The sequence below is a fragment of the Allobosea sp. GW823-FHT01F03 genome (genome assembly GCF_058798075.1).
This window is the reverse complement of record NZ_CM179505.1, coordinates 1908364-1926724: the sequence shown is the minus strand read 5'-3', so window position 1 is coordinate 1926724 and position 18361 is coordinate 1908364. Positions and strand designations below refer to the sequence as shown.

The following is an 18361-nucleotide window of genomic DNA, read 5'->3' as shown; positions in this document are numbered from 1 at the left end:
TGACGCCGCAGCGCTCCTTTTCCCGCTTCCGAGCCGCCCCCACCTTGTCCCAGCTCTACGGCATCCAGGTCCTGCGCGCCTTCGCGGCACTGATGGTCGCCGTGCACCATGTCCAGTCCGACGCCGTCTTCCTGGCCGGCCGGGCCGGCACGGCCTTCTCGCCTTCGGACATCCTGCCCTGGAACGCCGGCGTCGACCTGTTCTTCGTCATCTCCGGCTTCATCATGGTGCACGCCTCCTCCGGCCTGTTCGGCCAGACGGGCAGCGCGCGCCTGTTCCTCGCGCGGCGCATCGCCCGGATCGTGCCGCTCTACTGGGCGGCGACGACGCTCTTCCTGCTGGTGATGCTCGCCTCGCCGGCCCTGCTGAATTCGGGCGCGCCGGGTGCCGGGCAGATCCTCGGCTCCTATCTGTTCTGGCCCCTGCCCAATGCGGTCGGCGAGATCCAGCCGGTCTATTCGCTGGGCTGGACGCTGAACTACGAGATGCTGTTCTACGCGCTGTTCGGCGCGGCCCTGCTGCTCCCAGCGCGCCTGGTCGTGCCGGCGACTGCGCTCGCGCTGTTCGGCCTCGTCGCCACGCAAGCGGCGGTCCCCCTGCCCCTGCCCTTCGGCTTCTGGGGCCAGCCGATCGTGCTCGAATTCGCCGGTGGCATGGCGATCGCGCTGCTGCGGAACCATGGTCTGCGTCTCGAAGGCCGCCTGCGCTGGCTGATGGTCGTCGCGGGCGTGGCGATCCTGGTCGCGGCGACCGCCAGCGAGTGGGCGCAGACGCCCTGGGGTTCGCTCGCTTTTCGCGGTCCGGCCGCGCTGCTCCTCGTCACTGCCGCGGCCTGCGGGCGCGGCCAGTCGGCCCCTTCGGCGCTGGTGCGCCAGCTCGCCCGGCTCGGCGACGCCTCCTACGCGCTTTACCTCGTCCACCCCTTCGCCATGCGGGCCATGCGCGAGCTCTTCCTGCGTATCGCCCCCGGAGCGACGGGATTCTTCGTCGTCGCGGCCTTGCTGGCCGCCGTCCTCGCAGCCCTTGCGGTCTATCGCTGGTTCGAGAAGCCGATGACGAAGCTGTTGCGGCGCCTGCTGCGCGCCTGACGTTGCGCCACGGTCGGGCTTGCCCGATCATCTCGGAAGCCAGCCCGCCAGTCCTGAGTTTCTCGGATCTGCGCTGCGCTCCGTCGAGTATGACACCCGCTACGTCTTCAGCCGCATGCCCTTGAGCGACTGCCCGACCACGCCGCCGTCGCGCCGGCGCTGTGGCCGCTTGGCGACGATCGTCTCGACATGCTCCGGCTGCGGGAAATAGCCGCGCTCCAGCACTTCGAGGGTATATTCCTCATAGGTGAGCCCCAGCGTCTCGGCCCGCTCCTGACGCCTGAGCGCGATCTCTCGCGGCTTCTTCCAGGCCTGGCGATGGGCGAAACGCCAGTCGAAATAGCGGCCGATCTCGCCCTTGCCGCTCTCCGGCTCGCGCCTTTTCTCCTCCAGCGGCGGACCGCCATTGTCACCGATGCGGGCGCTGCGGGGCTTGCGAGGGGTCGGCTGTCTCACGAGAAGCATCCATCCACCAAGAGATACGATTTGTATCCTATAATGGATTCAGGGACAGGCAACCCCTTGCCGGAGGTGACAGCACCCGCCGGGCGGTCTATCCGGGCGGCCTGACATCAAAGGAACGCCATGGCCCCCCTGCTGCATCTCCGCGACGTTGCTCTGACCTTCGGCGGCCACCCGCTGCTCGAAGGGGCCGAGATCGCGGTTTCCGCCGGCGAGCGGGTCTGCCTGGTCGGCCGCAACGGCTCCGGCAAGTCGACGCTGCTGAAGATCGCCGCCGGCATCGTCGAGCCCGACAGCGCCGATCGCTTCCTGCAGCCCGGTGCGACCGTGCGCTATCTGCCGCAGGAGCCCGATTTCTCCGGCTACAAGACCTCGCTCGCCTATGTCGAGGCCGGCCTCGGGCCGGGCGACGATCCCTATCGCGCCCGTTATCTCGTCGAGGAACTCGGCCTGACCGGCGAGGAAGACCCGGCCAGCATGTCGGGCGGCGAATCCCGCCGTGCCGCGCTCGCCCGCGTGCTCGCACCCGAGCCCGACATCCTCCTGCTCGACGAGCCGACCAACCATCTCGACCTGCCGGTGATCGAATGGCTCGAGCAGGAGCTGAAATCGCTGCGCTCGGCCATGGTGCTGATCAGCCATGACCGCCGCTTCCTGAGCTCGCTCTCGCGCGCCACGATCTGGCTCGACCGCGGCGTGACCCGGCGCGTCGAGCGCGGCTTCGGTGAGTTCGAGGCCTGGCGCGACGAGGTGCTGGCGCAGGAGGAGCTCGACCGCCATAAGCTCGACCGCAAGATCGCCCGCGAGGAGGACTGGCTGCGCTACGGCGTCAGCGCGCGTCGCACCCGCAACCAGCGTCGTCTCGGTGAGCTCCACGCCCTGCGCGACCAGCGCCGGACCGCCCGCCATGCCGTCGGCTCGGTCCGGCTGGAGGCCAGCGAGGCGCAGGCCTCGGGCAAGCTGGTGATCGAGGCAGTCGACGTCTCCAAGAGCTATGGCGACAAGCCGATCGTCCGGAACTTCTCGATGCGCGTCGCCCGCGGCGATTGCATCGGCATCGTCGGCCCCAACGGCGCCGGCAAGACCACGCTGATCAACCTGCTGACCGGCGCGCTTGCTCCGGATTCAGGCAAGATCAAGCTCGGCGCTTCGCTTGAAATGGTGACGCTCGACCAGCGCCGCGAAAGCCTCGACCCGGCAACGCCGCTCGGTGACGCGCTGACCGGCGGCGGCTCGGACCAGGTCATGGTCGGCGGCCAGCCGCGCCATGTCATCAGCTATATGAAGGACTTCCTGTTCCAGCCGATCCAGCGCGGCACCGCCGTCGGCGCACTCTCGGGCGGCGAGCGCGGCCGGCTGATGCTGGCCCGTGCCCTGGCGAAACCCTCCAACCTCCTGGTGCTGGACGAGCCGACCAACGATCTCGACATCGAGACGCTCGACCTCCTGCAGGAACTGCTCGCCGACTATGCCGGCACCGTGCTGCTGGTCAGCCACGACCGCGATTTCCTCGACCGCGTCGTCTCCTCGACCCTGATCTCGGATGGCGACGGCATCTGGACCGAATTCGCCGGCGGCTATTCCGACATGCTGGCCCAGCGCGGCCGCGGCGTCGGCGCCAAGGCGCGGGCCGTACCGGTAAAGGCAGCTGCGTCGGAAACCGCCAAGTCTGCCACAACAACTGCGGCAACGTCGAAACGCAAGCTGTCGTTCAACGAGCAGCACGCGCTGAAGACCCTGCCCCAGCAGATCGAGAAGCTGCAGGCCGAGGCCGGCAAGCTCAATACCGCGCTGGCCGGCGATCTCTACACCCGCGACCCAAAGCTCTTCGCCAAGGCGACGACACGGCTCGACGAGGTGACGCGCGAGATCGCCGAGGCCGAGGAACGCTGGCTCGAGCTGGAAATGCTACGCGAGGAGATCGGCGCCTGAGCGCGCTTCGTTCGAGCGCAGACGCCGGCCGAGAGCACCCTGACCGGCGTCGAAAGCGCACGAGTTACGGGTTCTTGCCAAGGAACGGAAACGGCTTGGCCGGAACGAAACGGGCAGTGGCGTTGCCGGAATAGATCTGGGTCTGGTCCTTGCCGAGATCGAGCTTGCGGACACCGCCGGCAGGCGAAAAGTCGGCCTGTTTCAAATCGACCCAGAAGGTGTTCGGCGTCAGCGCGGATTCGAAGAAATACAGCTTTCGCGCATGGTCGACGACGGTTCGCCAGCGCGTCGAGGAGATGTTCGGCTGGTCCGGCGTCGTCAGCCCGAACGGCACCGAGACATTGCGGATGACGCTGAAGACGCCGGCGACGGCGCGGTCGGGGTCCTCGAATTTCGGGATCGCGTTGACGTAGAACGAGGCGCGGGCGAAGCGGTCGGAGGCGCGATTGGTGCCGGGCAGCATCGCTGTGCCGCCGATCTGCTTCCAGTATGTGTTGAGCGCGAGCTGCTGGTCGAAGATCGGCGAATTGGTCATGACCTGATAGGCCCGGTCATGGTGGATCACCTGGCGGCCGCCGATATATTCGACGATCGCGCTGTCGCCCGTCGCGTCCGATATCGAAAGGTGCAGCGTCGCAAGCCGCGTCTCGCCCGGCACAGCATCGGTGACGATCGTGAAAGGCTCCTTGCGCAAGGCCTCCACGGCCTCCGCCACGGTGCCGAAGCTGTCGAGAACGTACTGGGCCCAGGCGGCAATGGTCAGGCCCGGCTTCGACCCTGCGTCGAACTTCGGATACTCCGATTCCACCAGCCAGAGCAGATTGGCCGAAAGCCCGGCCTCGTTGACGCCGTCTGTCGTCGAGATGTCGTAGCCGGAGGCGATGACGCTGCCATATTTCGCCGTCCATTTGAACGAATTCGGCCCGGCTTCGCCATTGCGCTCGATCCCGCGGGGCAGGATCCAGAGATTGGTCGCGACGTCGCTCTTCCAGTCCATCGAGCGCGCCGTCAGGTTTCGCCCCTCGGCACCGAAATAGACCAGACGCGTGCAGGCCTGCGCGGCCGAATCCGCGAAAAGGGTGGCGGCAAGCGCCAAGGCCGTGATGCGGCGCCGCGCAAGCTGCGGCCGCTGATCCGGGCGATGGGATAGTCTGGTCATAGGCATTCTCATGATGGTCGTCTCGGAAACGCATCCTAGCGCCGACAACCTGACAATGCCGAGACATCCCTGCATGCCGGAGCTGCAAGGCGTGCCCGACGATCCGGCCGCGGTTACGGGCCCGCCCTGCCCGGCAGCCCATACCTTTTTTCTATCCGCCCGATCGCGAAAGCCTATTTATCCCGGCCGGCAAAACGCCCCAAACTCCACGGACACGAAGAATTCCGAGGAAACACCATGAGACTGAAGGGCAAGACCGCGCTGATCACCGGCGCGGCGCAAGGGTTCGGCTTCGGCATCGCCGAGACCTTCGTGCGCGAAGGCGCGCGCGTCGCCGTGCTCGACATCAACGGCGACAAGGCGAAAGAGGCCGCCAAGGCGATCGGCCGCAAGGCCTTTGCGGTCGCCTGCGATGTCGGCAAGGCCCGCAGCGTCGACAGCGCCGTCGCCCGCGTGATCAAGCGTTTCGGACGGCTCGACATCGTCGTCAACAATGCCGGCATCAGCCACCGCAACCAGCCCATGCTTGATGTCAGCGAGGCCGAGTTCGATCGCGTCTTCGACGTCAACGTCAAATCGATCTTCCTGATGGCCAAGGCGACGGTGCCGCATTTCCGCGAGCATGGCGGCGGCGTCATCCTCAACATCGGCTCGACGGCCGGGGTCCGGCCCCGCCCCGGCCTGACCTGGTACAACGGCTCGAAGGGCGCCGCGAACCTGCTCTCGAAGTCGATGGCGGTCGAGCTCGCCCCCGACCGGATCCGCGTCAACGCCATCGCGCCCGTCGCCGGCGAGACGCCGCTGCTCGCGACCTTCATGGGCGAGGACACGCCGGAAAAGCGCAAGGCCTTCACCGCGACGATTCCCTGGGGCCGCTTCTCGACACCGCAGGACATCGCCAATGCCGCGCTGTTCCTGTGCTCGGACGAATCCGAAATGGTCACCGGCTCGGTGCTGGCGGTCGACGGCGGCCGCTGCGTCTGACGAACATACAGCTCACCTCATCCTGAGGAGCAGCCCTTAGGCTGCGTCTCGAAGGATGCTTCAGCGACTTCCACCCCGCCTAGAGCATCCATCGAGACGGCCGCTGAGCGGCCTCCTCGGGATGAGGGCTAAGAGACTGCTGGAACGTCAGACGATCCCGCCGCCGGTCAGCGGCATTGTCTGCTGCAGCTTCACCGTGCCGTCGAGGTCGAAGCCGCGGCGCTCCAGCGTGATCGCCGGCGCCTCCGCCGTTCCCTCGATCCGCAAGAGATGCCAGGAGGCGAGCTCGCCATGGCCGCGCGGCCCGATCGAGGCCGAGGGCACGCCGACGATCGGCACATCGCGACCGGCCCCTGGCCGCCAGGCCAGCGAGAAACGATGATTATGGCCGTGCAGGACGAGGTCGGCGCCGACACGGGCCAGCATCGCCTCGAAAGCCGGTGCGTCGAGCAGTTCGCGGGTGCGCCGGGCACCGCCGACATAGGGCGGGTGATGGATCAGGATGACGCGGATCAGTCCCTCGGCCTTGGCCTGCGCCAGGCGCTTCTCGGCCATGACGATCTGGGCCGGGCCGACGCGGCCGGTCGCCATCAGCGGCATCGTCGGGATGCCGGTGTTCATGCCGATCAGCGCGACCGGGCCGCGCCGGCGATACCAAGGATAGCCGGGCTCGCCATCGTCGCTGGCGCACCAGGGGCCGAGTTCGCCGGCCAGGGCCTGCAGCGAGGAGCGGGCATAGGCGTCGTGATTGCCGGGGACGAAGGAGACCTTGTCGCGCGGGCCGAGCGTGTCGAGGAAGGCCAGCGCCGTCTTGAACTCGTTCGGCAGGCCGATATGCGAGACGTCGCCGGTGCAGGCGATATGGTCGGGCTTCTGCGCCAGGATGTCGGCGACGATCAGCCCGAGGATTTCCATGTCATGGGCGTGGCGACGCTTGCGCCGCCAGTTGACATAGCCGGTCGCGCGCTTGCCGATCAGCTCCCGCAGGGAGAACCGGGCGAGCGGCCCGAGATGCGGGTCCGACAGATGCGCAAGCGTGAACACACCTTGCGCTTGCCCTCAGCAGGCGGGCGCAGTCAAGCGTGGACGCAAGATTGGATGAATGTGACGCAGGATCGCGGACCGGCTCAGTTGAGCGAGTCGGTCAGTTCCGAGACGATGCGCGGATCGGTCAGGGTCAGCGCCGGCTTCCAGACGAAGGCGGGCTTGGCCTGAAACCAGGAGGTGATGAAGGCGAGCAGCATGGCGAATTCCCCAGCGGTGACCATCGCCTTATCTTCCTGATTTGCGGCGCGTTTGTGTTGGAACTCGAGAGCAAACAGAGGTCTGATATGCGCCTGTCGCATAGATCAATCATCAAGCTTGAGAAAATGCCGCCCCGATGAGCAATTCCTCATCCCCACAGAGGAGCCGACCCGCGCCGATCGACAGGCTACCGCGGCCGATGCGGCGCCTGTTCGGCTGGGCCCTGCACCTGTATTTTCGCTTGAGCCGCGGCCTGACCCTCGGCGTGCGCGCCGCTGTCCTGAACGAAGCCGGCGAGATTTTCCTCGTTCGCCACACCTACACCCCCGGCTGGCATCTGCCCGGCGGCGGCGTCGAGCCAGGGGAGACCGTCGCCACGGCAATCGGCAAGGAACTGCGTGAGGAAGCCAATATCGAGATCATCGGGCCCGCCGTGCTGCACGGCCTGTTCCTGAGCGGCGAGAGCTCGCGGCGCGACCATGTCGCGGTCTTCATCATCCGTGATTTCACACGGACCGCGCCGAAGCAGCCCGATTTCGAGATCGCCGAAGCCGGCTTCTTCGCGCTGTCCGCACTGCCGGAGGGCACGACGCCCGGCACCCGCCGGCGGCTCGCCGAGATCACGGCGGGCGCCCCGGTCGACGAACGCTGGTGAGGCCTATCTCAGCCCTGGCAGCATGCGCCGCAACACCCCGTCCCGGCGGATGAAATAGTGGTAGAGCGCCGCACCGATATGGCCGGCGATCGTCAGTGCCAGCAGAATTGCCAGCCAGCCATGCAGCGCGAGCACGCGCTTGGCCGCCGCCTCGTCGGGCCCGGCCAGGGCCGGCAGGTTGAACAGGTCGAAGATCGTCAGCGCCGGAAACAGCGAAACGCCGATCCAGCCCAGCAAGGGCACGACGAGAAGCAGCCCGTAAAGTGCCCAGTGAACGAGGTGCGAGCCGGCCTTCTGCCACCATGCCAGCGTCGGCTCGTCAGATGGTGCGCCGTGCAGAAGCCGATAGGCCAAACGTCCGGCCGTGAGCCAAAGCACGAGGAAACCCAACAATTTATGCGCGGAATAGAGCCCGTTGGTCAGCCCGTCCCAGATATCGAGCGTATTGCCGCGATAGGTCATGCCGAAGCCGAGCGGGATCATCACGAAGACCGCCGCGACGGTCAGCCAATGGAACCGTCGCGCCGTTGTGCTGTAGACCTCGGGCCGAGCTTTCGCCGCGATGGCGGGATCCCGTGGCTGCCACATCTTGCTCCCACCCCCCTATTGCCCCGTCAGGGTCGGCACCAGCATTCATCTCGCGTTCAATGTCGCGCTTTTAATAGGCCATCTTGCACTCGCTCGGCCGGCGGTCGACATTCGCCGGAAATCCGCCCGACCTCACGCTTTTGGGAACCACGCAAGCCCGGACAAGTTGTAGCTACGCCGTATTGCGCCGGACGGCACCCGTCCCGCCGAAACGAACGTATAAGACCATCTCCTCCGCCGCCAGCCGGCGCAATCTGACGGACGCAGCCATGCCTAAGTCGCGTACGCTTTTCGGCCGTCCCGGCGAAACCGAGATCATAACCGTCGACCGGGCGCTCGCCGAGTTTCGGGCCGGCCGTCCCGTCCTGCTGCGCGATGGCGAGAACCTGGCGCTGGCGCTCTCGGCCGAACTGGCCGATGCCGAGATCGCCGGCCGGCTCGACACGCTTGCCGAAGGTAACGCCAGGCTGGTGCTGAGCGCCGCGCGCCTGCGCCGCCTCGGCGCCAAGGGCCGCAGCGAGACCGGTGTCCTCGCCATGCCCGCGATCGACGTCGCCCGCGTCGAGACCCTCGCCCTCAGGATCGATGCGCGCGTCGATGCGCCGGTCGGTCCCGCCAATGCGCTCGACGCCGCGGCGCTCGAACTCGCCGGGCTTTCGCTCGTGCTGCCCGCCATCATCCTGGTGCCGGTCACCGCAGCGCAGATCGCCGGCGAACCGCTGGTCGAGGTCAGCATCGCCGCGATCAACGGCTACCGCGCGGCGCAAGTCGCGACGCTCGCCATCGTCGGCCGCGCGCCGGTGCCGCTGGAAGGCGCTCCCGATACCGAATTCGTGGTCTTCCGCGGCGGCGAGGGCCTGCGCGATCAGGTCGCGATCATCGTCGGCAAGCCGGACCTCTCGGCCGCCGTGCCGGTGCGCCTGCATTCCGCCTGCCTGACCGGCGACCTGTTCGGCTCGCTGAAATGCGATTGCGGCGACCAGTTGCGCGAGACGGTCGAGTGGATGGCCCAGAACGAGGGCGGCATCCTGCTCTATCTCGACCAGGAAGGCCGCGGCAACGGCATCTCCAACAAGATGCGTGCCTACAAGCTGCAGAGCCAGGGCTGGGACACCTACGACGCCGACGAAGTGCTCGGCTTCGATCTCGACCAGCGCCATTTCGACTTCGCCGCGGAGATGCTGAAGCAGCTCGGCGTCAGCAGCGTCACGGCGCTGACCAACAATCCGCTCAAGGTCGGTGCGATCAAGGCCGCCGGGCTCGAAGTCGCCGCGACCCAGCGCGTCCTCGGCCGCCCGAATATCCACAATGTCCGCTATCTCGCCTCGAAGCGCGACCGGGCCGGCCATTTCATCGATATGGACGCGCTGATGGCGCGTGCCGCCCCGAAGGATTGACCTCGCGCCAGGCAGCGAGCCCGTGCCGGGCATTGATCCGGCACGGGGCCTGGGGCAGGAAGCCGCCATGTCCGAACAGAAGCGGTCCAAGCAGAAGCTGCCCGAGCAAGAACGGTCCGATCTCGCGGCGGTGAGCGCGCCCTGGCCTGTCGCCAAGGTCCTCCTGATCGTCGGCGCCGCCTGGCTCGCTCTGTCCTGGCCCTGGCTGTCCGGGGTCATGACCGTGCCCTGGGATGCCAAGGCGCATTTCCACCCGCAGCTCCAGTTCCTCGCCAGCGCCCTGCACAAGGGGCTGTCGCCGTTCTGGACGCCCTTCGTCTTCGCCGGCTCGCCGCAGGTCGCAGATCCGCAATCCCTGATCTTCTCGCCGCCCTTCGCGCTGATCGCCCTGCTCAATCCGACGCCGGATTTCCGCTGGAGCGACGGGGCGCTGCTCGGCTCGCTCCTGGTCGGCGCGCTCTGCCTCGTCCTGCTCTTCCGCGACCGCGACTGGCACCCCGGCGGCGCCGTGGTCTGCGCCCTCGCCTTCGCCTTCGGGGCTTCGGCCGCCTGGCGCATCCAGCATGTCGGGCAGGTGCTGAGCCTTGCCTATTTCGCCATCACATTGCTGCTGCTCTCGCGCGCTCTGGAGCGCGGCTCCTGGGGCTATGGCTTCTTCGCCGGCATCGTGGCCGGCTTCATGGTGCTCGGGCGCGACCAGGTCGCGCTGATCGGCGTCTATGTCCTCGCCGGGCTCGTCATCGCCGCGATCGCCATGGCGAAGCAGCCGCTGCGCGCCCTCAAAGGCAGCCTGATGCCGCTGTGCCTCGGCGTGCTCGGCGCCGTGCTGGTCGCCGCCATACCGATCCTGCTCACCGCCTTCCTGGCGCAGGAATCGAACCGGCCGGCGATCGACTTCGCCGGCGCCGGCAAGGGCTCGCTGCATCCGGCCTCGCTGCTCACCGGGCTGGTCGCCAATCTCTATGGCGCCGCCGGCCCGCTGGAGAATTTCTGGGGGCCGCCGAGCCCGGCCTGGGAAGCCCGCTTCGGTGCGGTCGATCTCTATCTCGCCCGCAATATGAGCGAGCTCTATCTCGGCCTGCTGCCGCTGCTGATGATCGTCGGCGTCGGCGTCGTCCGCGGCGGCCTCTGGCGACGGGAGATCGTGGCGCTGAGCGTCGCGGCCATCGTCGTGCTCATCTACGCGCTCGGGCGCTATACGCCCGGCTTCCAGATCCTCTTTTCGGCACTGCCCGGCCTCGACCTCTATCGCCGGCCGGCCGACGCGCTCTTCATCCTCGGCGCACTCTTCGCCATTCTCGGCGGCTACTTCACCCATCTCGTCCTGACCGACACCGCGCCGCGTCCCCGGCGCTGGCAGATCGCTCTGGAAGCCGCCTTGCTCGGCGCCGCCTTCGGCCTCGCCATCTGGCTGGCCTGGACGACCGGCCGGCTCGGCGTCGCCGCCTTGCCGCTGATCACCGCCCTGCTCTGCCTGCTGCTGGTCGCCGGAGCGCTCGTCGCAGCGCGCGGCCTCGCTCTGCAGGGCGCCGGCATGGCCGCCACGCTGATCCTCGCGATGACCATGACCATCGATCTCTCGGTCAATAACGGGCCGAGCGAGTCGACCGCCCTGCCGTCCTCGCGCTACGAAGTGCTGCGCGCCGACAGCGCCAACGAGACCATCGCCCTGCTCAAGCGCGAGACCACGCGCACCGCCGGCCCGGATCGCCGCGACCGCATCGAGCTCGCCGGCATCGACTTCCACTGGCCCAATGCGAGCCTGGTCCACGGCCTCGACAATACACTCGGCTACAATCCGCTGCGGCTCGGACTCTACAGCGCCGCCACCGGCGCCGGCGACCATGTCGCTTTGCCCGACCAGCGCACTTTCTCGGCGCTGATGCCGTCCTATCGCTCGCTGCTCGCCGACATGCTCGGCCTGCGCTTCATCGCCACCGGCGTGCCGGTGGAGCAGATCGACAAGGCGCTCAAGCCCGGCGACCTCGTCCAGATCGCCCGCACCGCCGACGCCTTCGTCTACGAGAATCCGCGGGCCCTGCCGCGCGTCCTGCTCGTCACGAACGCGCAGCAGGCCGATTTCGACGCCATATTGAAGAGTGGGCAATGGCCGGCGGGGTTCGATCCGCGGCGCACCGTGCTGCTCGACAGAACGCCGCCGAGGCTGCCGGGCGGCCCGGCCGGGCCGGGCACGGTGAGCATTCGCGACTACGGCACCACCGACGTCACGCTCGAGGCCGACGCGCCCGCCGGCGGCTTCGTCGTCCTCAACGATGTCTGGCAGCCCTGGTGGCAGGTCGAGGTCGACGGCAAGCCGGCTGAACTGCTGCGGGCCAATGTGATCTTCCGCGCCGTGCAGGTGCCGCCCGGCCGCTCGACCATCCGCTTCACCTTCCGCCCCTTCGACGGGCTCTTCCGGGCGATCGGCCAGCGGGTCCGCGAGGCGAACCCCCCGCCAGTGTGAAGGTTCAGGTCAGCGCCGCCATCGCCGCGACCGGAGCCGGAACATGCCCCGCCAGAACCTTGGCGAGGCCGGCCGGATCGACCACGCCGTCGCGGATCGTCTCGTCGCGATGGATGCCGCCGGCGATGAACAGGCCGTCGAAGCCCATCAGCCGCGCCCCGGCGAGATCGGTGCGCACGGCATCGCCGATCACCAGCACCTTGCCGGCGTCGACATCCCGGCCGCCACGCGCATCGCGCGCCGCCGCCAAAGCGAGATCATAGGCCGGACGATGCGGCTTGCCGGCCCAGGCGACCCGGCCGCCGAGTTGCTCATAGATCGTCGCCAGCGCACCGGCGCAGGGCAGGAGATCATGGCCGACATGGACGACGAGGTCGGGATTGCCGCAGATGAAGGGCAGTCCCCGCGCCGCGAAGCGCGCGAGCTGCGGCCGGTACTGCTCCGGCTGCTCGGTACGATAATCGTTGAGCTCGGTCGCGACGACGAATTCGGCGTCGTCCTCGTCGACGAGTTCGACATCGAAGCCCTCGAACACGGCGCGGTCCTCATGCCAGCCGATATGATAGGCCTTGCGCAGATGGCTCGCTCCGATCAGCGCCCGCGTCACGTCGCCGGAAGTGACCAGCCGGTCCCAGGCGGTGCGCGGCACGCGCTTGTCGTCGAGCACGCCGGCGATCTGGTCGGACGGGCCCGGCGCATTCGAGAGCAGGACGACGGTGCCGCCCGCCTCGCGATAGCGCTCAAGCGTCTCGCAGGCCGGCGGCAGCGCCAGCAGACCGTCATGGACGACGCCCCAGACGTCGCTGATCAACACTTCGTAGCGGGCGAGGAGATCGCCCGCTTGCGTCAGGATCGGAATAGTCATGCCTTGAGAGCTGCCTCTGCTGCGATCCGCGCCTCGACCTCGGCCCGGCGCGGCAGGGGGGCTACCGCACCATAGCCCTGGGTGGAGAGCGCCGCCGCGACATTCGCGTAGGCGCCGGCGACGAAGGCGTCACCGGTGCGGATATATTCGGCGAGGAAGGCGCCGTCATAGCAGTCGCCGGCGCCGGTCGCATCGATCGCCTCGACCTTGATCGGAACGAAGCGCTGGCGCCGCTCGGGCGTCGCCACCAGCGAGCCCTCATGGCCGAGAGTCAGCGCCACCACCTTGGCGCCGAGCCCGAGATAGAAATCGACGATCGCGTCGGGCTCTTCCAGCCCGGTCAGCAGCTTGGCGTCGCCGTCGCCCGGCAGGACGATGTCAGCCATCCGGCAGGCGGTGTGGACGATCGACCGGGCGCGGGTCAGCGGCCAGAGCTTGAGGCGCAGATTGGTATCGTAGGCGGTCAGCACGCCGTTCTGGCGCGCCAGCTCGAAAGCCTCGAACACCGCATCGCAGGCGCTGGCCGAGATCGCCTGGCTGATGCCGGAGGCCTGGACCACCTTGGCCGAGGCGATCAGCTCCCGCGGCAGATCGGCCGGGCCGTAGAGGCTCGCGGCCGAGCCGGCGCGCAGATAGGAGAACACATGCCCCTGCTCGCCATGCGCCACGAAATAGAGCCCGGTCGGCGCCGTCGCATGGGTCGAGACATATCTGTCGTCGATGCCTTCCTGTGCCCAGGCCGTCCGGAGCGCACGGCCGGGCTCGTCATTGCCGAGCGCGCCGGCATAGGCGACTTTCGCCCCTTGCCGGGCAGCTGCGATGGCGCAATTGGACGTGTCCCCGCCCAGTCCGAAGCGATAGGCCCCCGCCTCGCCGCGCGTCGCGTTGAACTCGCCGAGCGGCTCACCGATACAAACGATATCCGTCATCATCCAAACCGAAAAAGCCGTGTCCCGCGCGAAGGCGCAAGGCACATCTCCCTATAGCATCGGGCCGCAAAGTGGAATCCACTTCGCGGACGAATCCGACGCTACCACAAAGAGATAGGTGCTTGCCTCACGCCGGGGCACGGCCCTTGTGACCGCAAGCGAATCGTCGCACCGCAGCAAAGGGGGGCTATTCCGCCGCCTCCCGGCTTTCGGCCGATGCCAGCAGCGCGTCGGCCAGTCGCACGATCTCCTGTCGCAAGGCGGCCTCGCCCACCTTGTCCGCGCTGGCGCCCTCGCGCCGCAAGCTCGCAAGCTCGCGCTTTAGACCGGCCCGGTCCGCCCGCGCCTGGTCGCGCGCGCCCCGGAGAGTGAGCACCTCTCCATGCAGCGCCTCGATCGTCTCGTCGCGCTCGCGCATCCTCTCGTGCTGCCGGGCGGTTTCCTGCGCCAGCCCGTTCTTCAGCTCGACATTGGCTGCGGCGACCGCCGCGAGCTCGCCTTCGAGCCTGGCGATCCGTTCGAGCGCCTCGGCGAGTTCAGCCGTTCCTTGCTTCACCGCGACCTCCTGTCTGGCGATCTCGGCACCCAGCTTGACCGCGTTCGTATCGGCCACCACCTGCGCGGCTTCGGCCTCGACGGCACGGCCGGTGACGGCATCGGCGCGCAACCGCTCGCTATCGCGGTCGAGCTTCATCGCAGCCAGGGCCGCCCGTGTTTCCGCCAGCGTCTTCTCGCTCGCCATGAGCTTCACGGCAAGCTCGTCGCGCCGGGTTTCCAGGGTCAGCCGCTGCGTGCCGGCTTCGACCAGCGCGACATGCAGCGAATCGCGCTCGTCCCGCAGCGCCGCCAGCGCCGCGTCGCGCTCCGCGAGCACGGTTTCGAGCCGCCCATGCGTCGTCCTGATCTCGTCGAGTTCATGGCTTCGCGCCGCCAGATCGGCGCTGGTGCCGCCGAGCGCGGTCCGGGTCTCGGCGAGCTGCTGTTCCAGCGACGCCAAGTCGCTGACGCGCATGGCGAGCGTCGCCTGCGTGGTCTGATGGCCGGCGCTCTCACGGGCGAGGTCCTCGCGTGTCACAGCGAGGTCCCGGAGGGTCTGCGCCAGTTCCGCCTCGAGCGCGGCGACCCGGTCGCGCCGTTCGGCGAGCTCCGCCTCGAGCCGGGCGATCGCCATATCGCGCCGACCGATCTCGCTCATCGCCCCCGCTCTGGCGGAAAAGCCGCTCTCGGCTCGCTGCTCGAGCGCCCGCTCGCGCATGGCGAGCTCGGCCCGCAGATGATCGCGATCCGCGGCGATCTCCGCCAGCGACAGTGGAAAGGCCGCTTCGGCCCGCCGGCGCGCCAGCCGATCCGCCCTTCGGGCCAGAGCCGGCAGTGCCGCCAGCGCAAGCAGGCTGGCAACCAGGAAGCCGAGCGCGACGAGCATGACGGCTTCGATCAAGGCTGGCAGCTCCATGATAGACTATGCGCGCAACGTCAGCTTGCCATGGCCGAAAGCACAATTCCAGTAACGGCAGCTCGATCGCTCAGAACGGATTCCAGGTCGCTTCCGGCGTGAACTTCAGATAGCCGAGATTGACGCCGAGCCTCCAGCCGACACCGGTCCGGATCGGGACGAGCGTCACGCCTTCGGCCGCCATAGCGGTGAAGCCGAAGCCGCCGACGAAATAGACCGAACCGTCGACCCCGACGAAGCGCTGGTAGAGCGCGTCGACCCGCGGCAGGTTATAGACGAGCATCATCGTGCGAGCGCCCTCGCCGCCGAAATCGAAGCCGACCGAGGGGCCCTGCCAGAAGACCTTGCGGTCGCCGGCATTGCGGGTGAACAGCGTGCCTTCGCCATAGCGCAGCCCCCCGACGAAGGCGCCTGAAGCCTCCTGGCCGAGAACATAGCCGTTCGGCTCTCCCCAGCGTCGCACCGCTTCCTCGATGGTCAGCGCAAGCCCCCGCGAGACATTGCCGAAGAACTGATGTCCGGAGGTGACGAGTTCGTTCTGGGAGAAGGACCGATCGCTCTGCTGCGCGGCGGCGGGGGCGCTGACGGAGGCGGCCGCGAGCAGGAGCGCGGCTGCCAACAAGGTGCGGCGGGTCTGGGTCATCACATCGTCTCCAGGCCGGCATCGGCGCGAGGCTGGCGGCCTTCGCTCCGGGCGGCGGCGGCGCAAGAACGCGCCAATGCGCGTCGTTTGACGCGATTACGGTAACCGCTTGGATACCCTGCATGTGTATCCAAGCGGTGAAGAACCGCCCGCTTATCGGCGCGACGACGCTTTTCCGAGGATTTTCCGGCAATGAAGGCCGCAGCAAGGCAGTCGCGTCGGCTGTTCGCCCTGATCGGCGCCGTGACCATCGTCGCCATCGCTCCCTCCGGAGCGCAGGAAACGCGCGCCGCTCTGCCGGCGGGATTGCCCGACCTGCCGGGCCTCGGCGAAACCATGATGCGCGACACCCGATCGCCGATCGCGCTCGCCGGCTTCGACCCCGTCACCTATCATCTCGAAGGCGGCCCCCTGCCGGGCCTCCCGGAGCATGAACTGACATATGGCGGCGCGGTCTGGCGCTTCGCCAGCGCCGCCAACCGCGACGCCTTCCTCGATTCGCCGGCGCTCTACGAGCCGCGCTTCGCCGGCTTCGACGCCAGCGCTGTTGCCGAAGGCTTCGTCGCCGATGCCGACCCGCGCCGCTACGCGCTGATCGGCTCCGAACTCTTCTTCTTCACGACGGAGGAAAACCGCCGCCGTTTCCTCGCCGAGGCCGGATTGCGGGATAAGGCGAGGCGCAACTGGCCGATGGTGTCGCGTCAGATCGCCCGCTGAGCCTCAACCCGTCGCGCAGGCCCGCGCAATGGCGCGCGCCGCGAGATCGGCGCTGCCGGCAGCCACGAAGGGCAAATTGCGGAAGGCCCGCCCGCTGCAGCCATATTCGGTCGCCGCGCCCGTCAGGGTCAGCACCACGCCGCCGGCTGCATCGAGGATCGCCTCCCCTGCCGCCACGTCCCATTCCATCGTCGCGCCGCAGCGGACATGCAGATCGGCCTCGCCGGAGGCGATCAGGCCGAACTTCACGGCTGACGACACCGGCGCATCCTCGCCATCGCCGATCGCGGCGGCGATGGCCGTGCTCACGGCATCGCCATGAAAGCGGCTGACCAGCATGCGCGGCCCCGCCGCCGGTTCGGGCCTGACCCGGATCGCCGACGGCGCGCCGGATGGCTCGGCATCCGGCCCCAGCGCCTGATCGAAGGCGCGCTCTCCACCATACCAGAGCCGGCCGATACCCGGAGCAGCGATCGCGCCCGCGATCGGCCGACCGTCGCGGATAATCGCGATGCAGACGCAATAACTGTCGCCGCCGGCCAGGAATTCGCGCGTCCCGTCCAGCGGATCGAGCAGGATGAAGACCGGCGCGACCACGGCCTCGTCGACACTTTCCTCGCTGATCACCGGGAAGCCGGGCAGAAGCTGCGCCAGGGCCGTTTTCGCCGCCTCGTCCGCCGCGATGTCGGCGGAGCAGACCGGCGAGCCGTCGGGCTTGAGCTGGACGTCGCGGGCCGAGCGCTTGGCGAGCAGCACGGCGGCGCTTCGGCGCGCCGCTTCGCCGAGGAGGCCGGCAAGCCGGTCCCGGTCATCGAGCAGCGGATCGTCGGGAGCAATCGTCATGATTTCCAGCCATAGCCGCGGCAATATCGGCCACGCCGCGCATCAATGACCACCTAGTCCATTGCAGGAAAAAGGGAAAGCCGACTTGCCTTCTGGCCGCCATCCCAGGCGGACATGCTGGTCGAAGTTATTCGCACCCGGCCCTTATGCTTAACTTCCCGCAAACCAGACTCGCGCATTCTGCGACACCTATGCCGGCGCCGGTGGCGCTGCCCCCTTATGACCCAGGACCAGATCATGACCGCCATCACGCTCGAGCCGCTCGATCTGGCCGCGCTTCTGTGCAGCCGCGTCTGCCATGACGTGATCAGCCCGGTGGGCGCCATCGTCAACGCGCTCGAGGTTCTCGAGGAAGACGATCCCTCGATGAAGGAGTTCGCGCTCGACCTGATCAAGAAGAGCGCCCGCAACGCCTCGGCCCGTCTGCAGTTCGCCCGTCTCGCCTTCGGCGCCGCCGGCTCGGCCGGTGCCATGATCGACCTCGGCGATGCCGGCAACGTCGCCAATGGCTTCCTGAATGACGAGAAGCTCTCACTGGATTGGGAGGCGCCGCGCGCCCTGCTTCCGAAGAACCAGGTCAAGCTCGTTCTCAATCTGCTGGTGCTCGCGACGCAGGCGATCCCGCGTGGCGGCAAGATCACCTGCCGCACCACGGCTACCGGCGAGCAGGGCAGTTTCAGGATCACGGCGACCGGATCGCATGCCCGTATCCCCGCCCATGTCGAGGAACTCATCGCCGGCCGCGCCGAAGGCGGCGCCATCGATGCCCACGCCGTCCAGCCGGTCTATACCGGGATGGTCGCGCGCGCGGCCGGAATGGCGATCGCCTTCAGCATCGAGGGCGACACGGTCAGCATCTCTGCCGACCCTGCCTGAGCCCGAAAACCGGAAAACAGGGCAGGATCGGTCCCAGGCCAGCTTTCCCGGCGATCTCAAC

The 18361-nt window shown here is 68.1% G+C and carries 18 protein-coding genes; 8 read left to right on the top strand and 10 right to left on the bottom strand.

The window, feature by feature from the left end; translation table 11 throughout:
- Positions 1-44: 44 nt before the first annotated feature.
- On the top strand, positions 45-1088 hold the full coding sequence (locus AC3RCC_RS08960; RefSeq protein WP_492258213.1) for an acyltransferase family protein: 1044 nt from the start codon (positions 45-47) through the stop codon (positions 1086-1088).
- Between the two features lie 99 nt (positions 1089-1187).
- Here AC3RCC_RS08960 and AC3RCC_RS08955 read toward each other — a convergent pair whose 3' ends face one another.
- The gene (locus AC3RCC_RS08955; protein WP_492258212.1) at positions 1188-1544 is read right to left on the bottom strand and encodes a hypothetical protein; all 357 of its coding nucleotides are present in this window, start codon (positions 1542-1544) and stop codon (positions 1188-1190) included.
- 129 nt (positions 1545-1673) lie between these two features.
- Between AC3RCC_RS08955 and AC3RCC_RS08950 the strand changes: the two genes are divergently transcribed.
- Entirely contained in the window at positions 1674-3482 is a 1809-nt protein-coding gene (locus AC3RCC_RS08950; RefSeq protein ID WP_492258211.1) for an ABC-F family ATP-binding cassette domain-containing protein, read from the top strand.
- 64 nt (positions 3483-3546) lie between these two features.
- Here AC3RCC_RS08950 and AC3RCC_RS08945 read toward each other — a convergent pair whose 3' ends face one another.
- The gene (locus AC3RCC_RS08945) at positions 3547-4653 is read right to left on the bottom strand and encodes a linear amide C-N hydrolase (RefSeq protein ID WP_492258210.1); all 1107 of its coding nucleotides are present in this window, start codon (positions 4651-4653) and stop codon (positions 3547-3549) included.
- A 225-nt stretch (positions 4654-4878) separates the two neighbouring features.
- Between AC3RCC_RS08945 and AC3RCC_RS08940 the strand changes: the two genes are divergently transcribed.
- Complete coding sequence (locus AC3RCC_RS08940; RefSeq protein WP_291647234.1) at positions 4879-5625, top strand: glucose 1-dehydrogenase; 747 nt, start codon at positions 4879-4881, stop codon at positions 5623-5625.
- Positions 5626-5772: 147 nt separating this feature from the next.
- Here AC3RCC_RS08940 and AC3RCC_RS08935 read toward each other — a convergent pair whose 3' ends face one another.
- Both AC3RCC_RS08935 and AC3RCC_RS08930 read right to left on the bottom strand, forming a co-directional pair.
- Complete coding sequence (locus AC3RCC_RS08935) at positions 5773-6669, bottom strand: metallophosphoesterase family protein (RefSeq protein WP_492258209.1); 897 nt, start codon at positions 6667-6669, stop codon at positions 5773-5775.
- 83 nt (positions 6670-6752) lie between these two features.
- Positions 6753-6893 carry a hypothetical protein gene (locus AC3RCC_RS08930; protein ID WP_291633257.1) on the bottom strand — a complete coding sequence of 47 codons (141 nt, stop codon included), beginning with the start codon at positions 6891-6893 and terminating at the stop codon, positions 6753-6755.
- Positions 6894-7069: 176 nt separating this feature from the next.
- Here AC3RCC_RS08930 and AC3RCC_RS08925 point away from each other — a divergent pair, with 176 nt between their 5' ends.
- Positions 7070-7525: an NUDIX domain-containing protein gene (locus tag AC3RCC_RS08925; RefSeq protein WP_291633256.1), complete on the top strand. Its 456-nt coding sequence runs from the start codon at positions 7070-7072 to the stop codon at positions 7523-7525.
- A 3-nt stretch (positions 7526-7528) separates the two neighbouring features.
- Here AC3RCC_RS08925 and AC3RCC_RS08920 read toward each other — a convergent pair whose 3' ends face one another.
- A complete protein-coding gene (locus AC3RCC_RS08920) occupies positions 7529-8113 on the bottom strand; it encodes a cytochrome b (protein ID WP_492258208.1) in 585 nt (194 codons plus the stop codon).
- A gap of 269 nt (positions 8114-8382) precedes the next feature.
- On the opposite strand from AC3RCC_RS08920, the gene ribA reads away from it, so the two are divergent.
- Positions 8383-9510, top strand: a complete 1128-nt coding sequence (ribA, locus tag AC3RCC_RS08915) for a GTP cyclohydrolase II RibA (protein WP_492258207.1) — start codon at positions 8383-8385, stop codon at positions 9508-9510.
- A gap of 67 nt (positions 9511-9577) precedes the next feature.
- On the top strand, positions 9578-11974 hold the full coding sequence (locus AC3RCC_RS08910; RefSeq protein WP_492258206.1) for a glycosyltransferase family protein: 2397 nt from the start codon (positions 9578-9580) through the stop codon (positions 11972-11974).
- 4 nt (positions 11975-11978) lie between these two features.
- Here AC3RCC_RS08910 and AC3RCC_RS08905 read toward each other — a convergent pair whose 3' ends face one another.
- From AC3RCC_RS08905 to AC3RCC_RS08890, 4 genes are all read right to left on the bottom strand, one after another.
- Positions 11979-12839: a TIGR01459 family HAD-type hydrolase gene (locus AC3RCC_RS08905; RefSeq protein WP_492258205.1), complete on the bottom strand. Its 861-nt coding sequence runs from the start codon at positions 12837-12839 to the stop codon at positions 11979-11981.
- Positions 12836-13768, bottom strand: coding sequence for a sugar kinase (locus AC3RCC_RS08900; RefSeq protein ID WP_365875950.1), 933 nt, complete (start codon positions 13766-13768; stop codon positions 12836-12838). The genes AC3RCC_RS08905 and AC3RCC_RS08900 overlap by 4 nt, the downstream gene beginning before the upstream one ends.
- Positions 13769-13955: 187 nt before the next feature.
- On the bottom strand, positions 13956-15206 hold the full coding sequence (locus tag AC3RCC_RS08895; RefSeq protein ID WP_492258204.1) for a coiled-coil domain-containing protein: 1251 nt from the start codon (positions 15204-15206) through the stop codon (positions 13956-13958).
- Between the two features lie 85 nt (positions 15207-15291).
- The gene (locus AC3RCC_RS08890) at positions 15292-15864 is read right to left on the bottom strand and encodes a DUF1134 domain-containing protein (RefSeq protein WP_291633249.1); all 573 of its coding nucleotides are present in this window, start codon (positions 15862-15864) and stop codon (positions 15292-15294) included.
- A 192-nt stretch (positions 15865-16056) separates the two neighbouring features.
- On the opposite strand from AC3RCC_RS08890, the gene AC3RCC_RS08885 reads away from it, so the two are divergent.
- Entirely contained in the window at positions 16057-16581 is a 525-nt protein-coding gene (locus AC3RCC_RS08885; protein WP_291633248.1) for a YHS domain-containing (seleno)protein, read from the top strand.
- Between the two features lie 3 nt (positions 16582-16584).
- Here AC3RCC_RS08885 and AC3RCC_RS08880 read toward each other — a convergent pair whose 3' ends face one another.
- The gene (locus tag AC3RCC_RS08880; RefSeq protein ID WP_492258203.1) at positions 16585-17424 is read right to left on the bottom strand and encodes a 3'(2'),5'-bisphosphate nucleotidase CysQ family protein; all 840 of its coding nucleotides are present in this window, start codon (positions 17422-17424) and stop codon (positions 16585-16587) included.
- Positions 17425-17661: 237 nt separating this feature from the next.
- Here AC3RCC_RS08880 and chpT point away from each other — a divergent pair, with 237 nt between their 5' ends.
- On the top strand, positions 17662-18300 hold the full coding sequence (gene chpT, locus AC3RCC_RS08875; protein WP_492258202.1) for a histidine phosphotransferase ChpT: 639 nt from the start codon (positions 17662-17664) through the stop codon (positions 18298-18300).
- The last annotated feature ends 61 nt before the right edge of the window (positions 18301-18361 follow it).

Bases quoted from the DNA above. Each gene is read 5' to 3' on its own strand.
- AC3RCC_RS08950 (WP_492258211.1), top strand. From the start codon at position 1,674: ATGGCCCCCCTGCTGCATCTCCGCGACGTTGCTCTGACCTTCGGCGGC.
- AC3RCC_RS08945 (WP_492258210.1), bottom strand. From the start codon at position 4,653: ATGAGAATGCCTATGACCAGACTATCCCATCGCCCGGATCAGCGGCCG.
- AC3RCC_RS08940 (WP_291647234.1), top strand. From the start codon at position 4,879: ATGAGACTGAAGGGCAAGACCGCGCTGATCACCGGCGCGGCGCAAGGG.
- AC3RCC_RS08930 (WP_291633257.1), bottom strand. From the start codon at position 6,893: ATGGTCACCGCTGGGGAATTCGCCATGCTGCTCGCCTTCATCACCTCC.
- AC3RCC_RS08925 (WP_291633256.1), top strand. From the start codon at position 7,070: ATGCGGCGCCTGTTCGGCTGGGCCCTGCACCTGTATTTTCGCTTGAGC.
- AC3RCC_RS08920 (WP_492258208.1), bottom strand. From the start codon at position 8,113: ATGTGGCAGCCACGGGATCCCGCCATCGCGGCGAAAGCTCGGCCCGAG.
- ribA (WP_492258207.1), top strand. From the start codon at position 8,383: ATGCCTAAGTCGCGTACGCTTTTCGGCCGTCCCGGCGAAACCGAGATC.
- AC3RCC_RS08910 (WP_492258206.1), top strand. From the start codon at position 9,578: ATGTCCGAACAGAAGCGGTCCAAGCAGAAGCTGCCCGAGCAAGAACGG.
- AC3RCC_RS08905 (WP_492258205.1), bottom strand. From the start codon at position 12,839: ATGACTATTCCGATCCTGACGCAAGCGGGCGATCTCCTCGCCCGCTAC.
- AC3RCC_RS08900 (WP_365875950.1), bottom strand. From the start codon at position 13,768: ATGACGGATATCGTTTGTATCGGTGAGCCGCTCGGCGAGTTCAACGCG.
- AC3RCC_RS08890 (WP_291633249.1), bottom strand. From the start codon at position 15,864: ATGACCCAGACCCGCCGCACCTTGTTGGCAGCCGCGCTCCTGCTCGCG.
- AC3RCC_RS08885 (WP_291633248.1), top strand. From the start codon at position 16,057: ATGAAGGCCGCAGCAAGGCAGTCGCGTCGGCTGTTCGCCCTGATCGGC.
- AC3RCC_RS08880 (WP_492258203.1), bottom strand. From the start codon at position 17,424: ATGACGATTGCTCCCGACGATCCGCTGCTCGATGACCGGGACCGGCTT.
- chpT (WP_492258202.1), top strand. From the start codon at position 17,662: ATGACCGCCATCACGCTCGAGCCGCTCGATCTGGCCGCGCTTCTGTGC.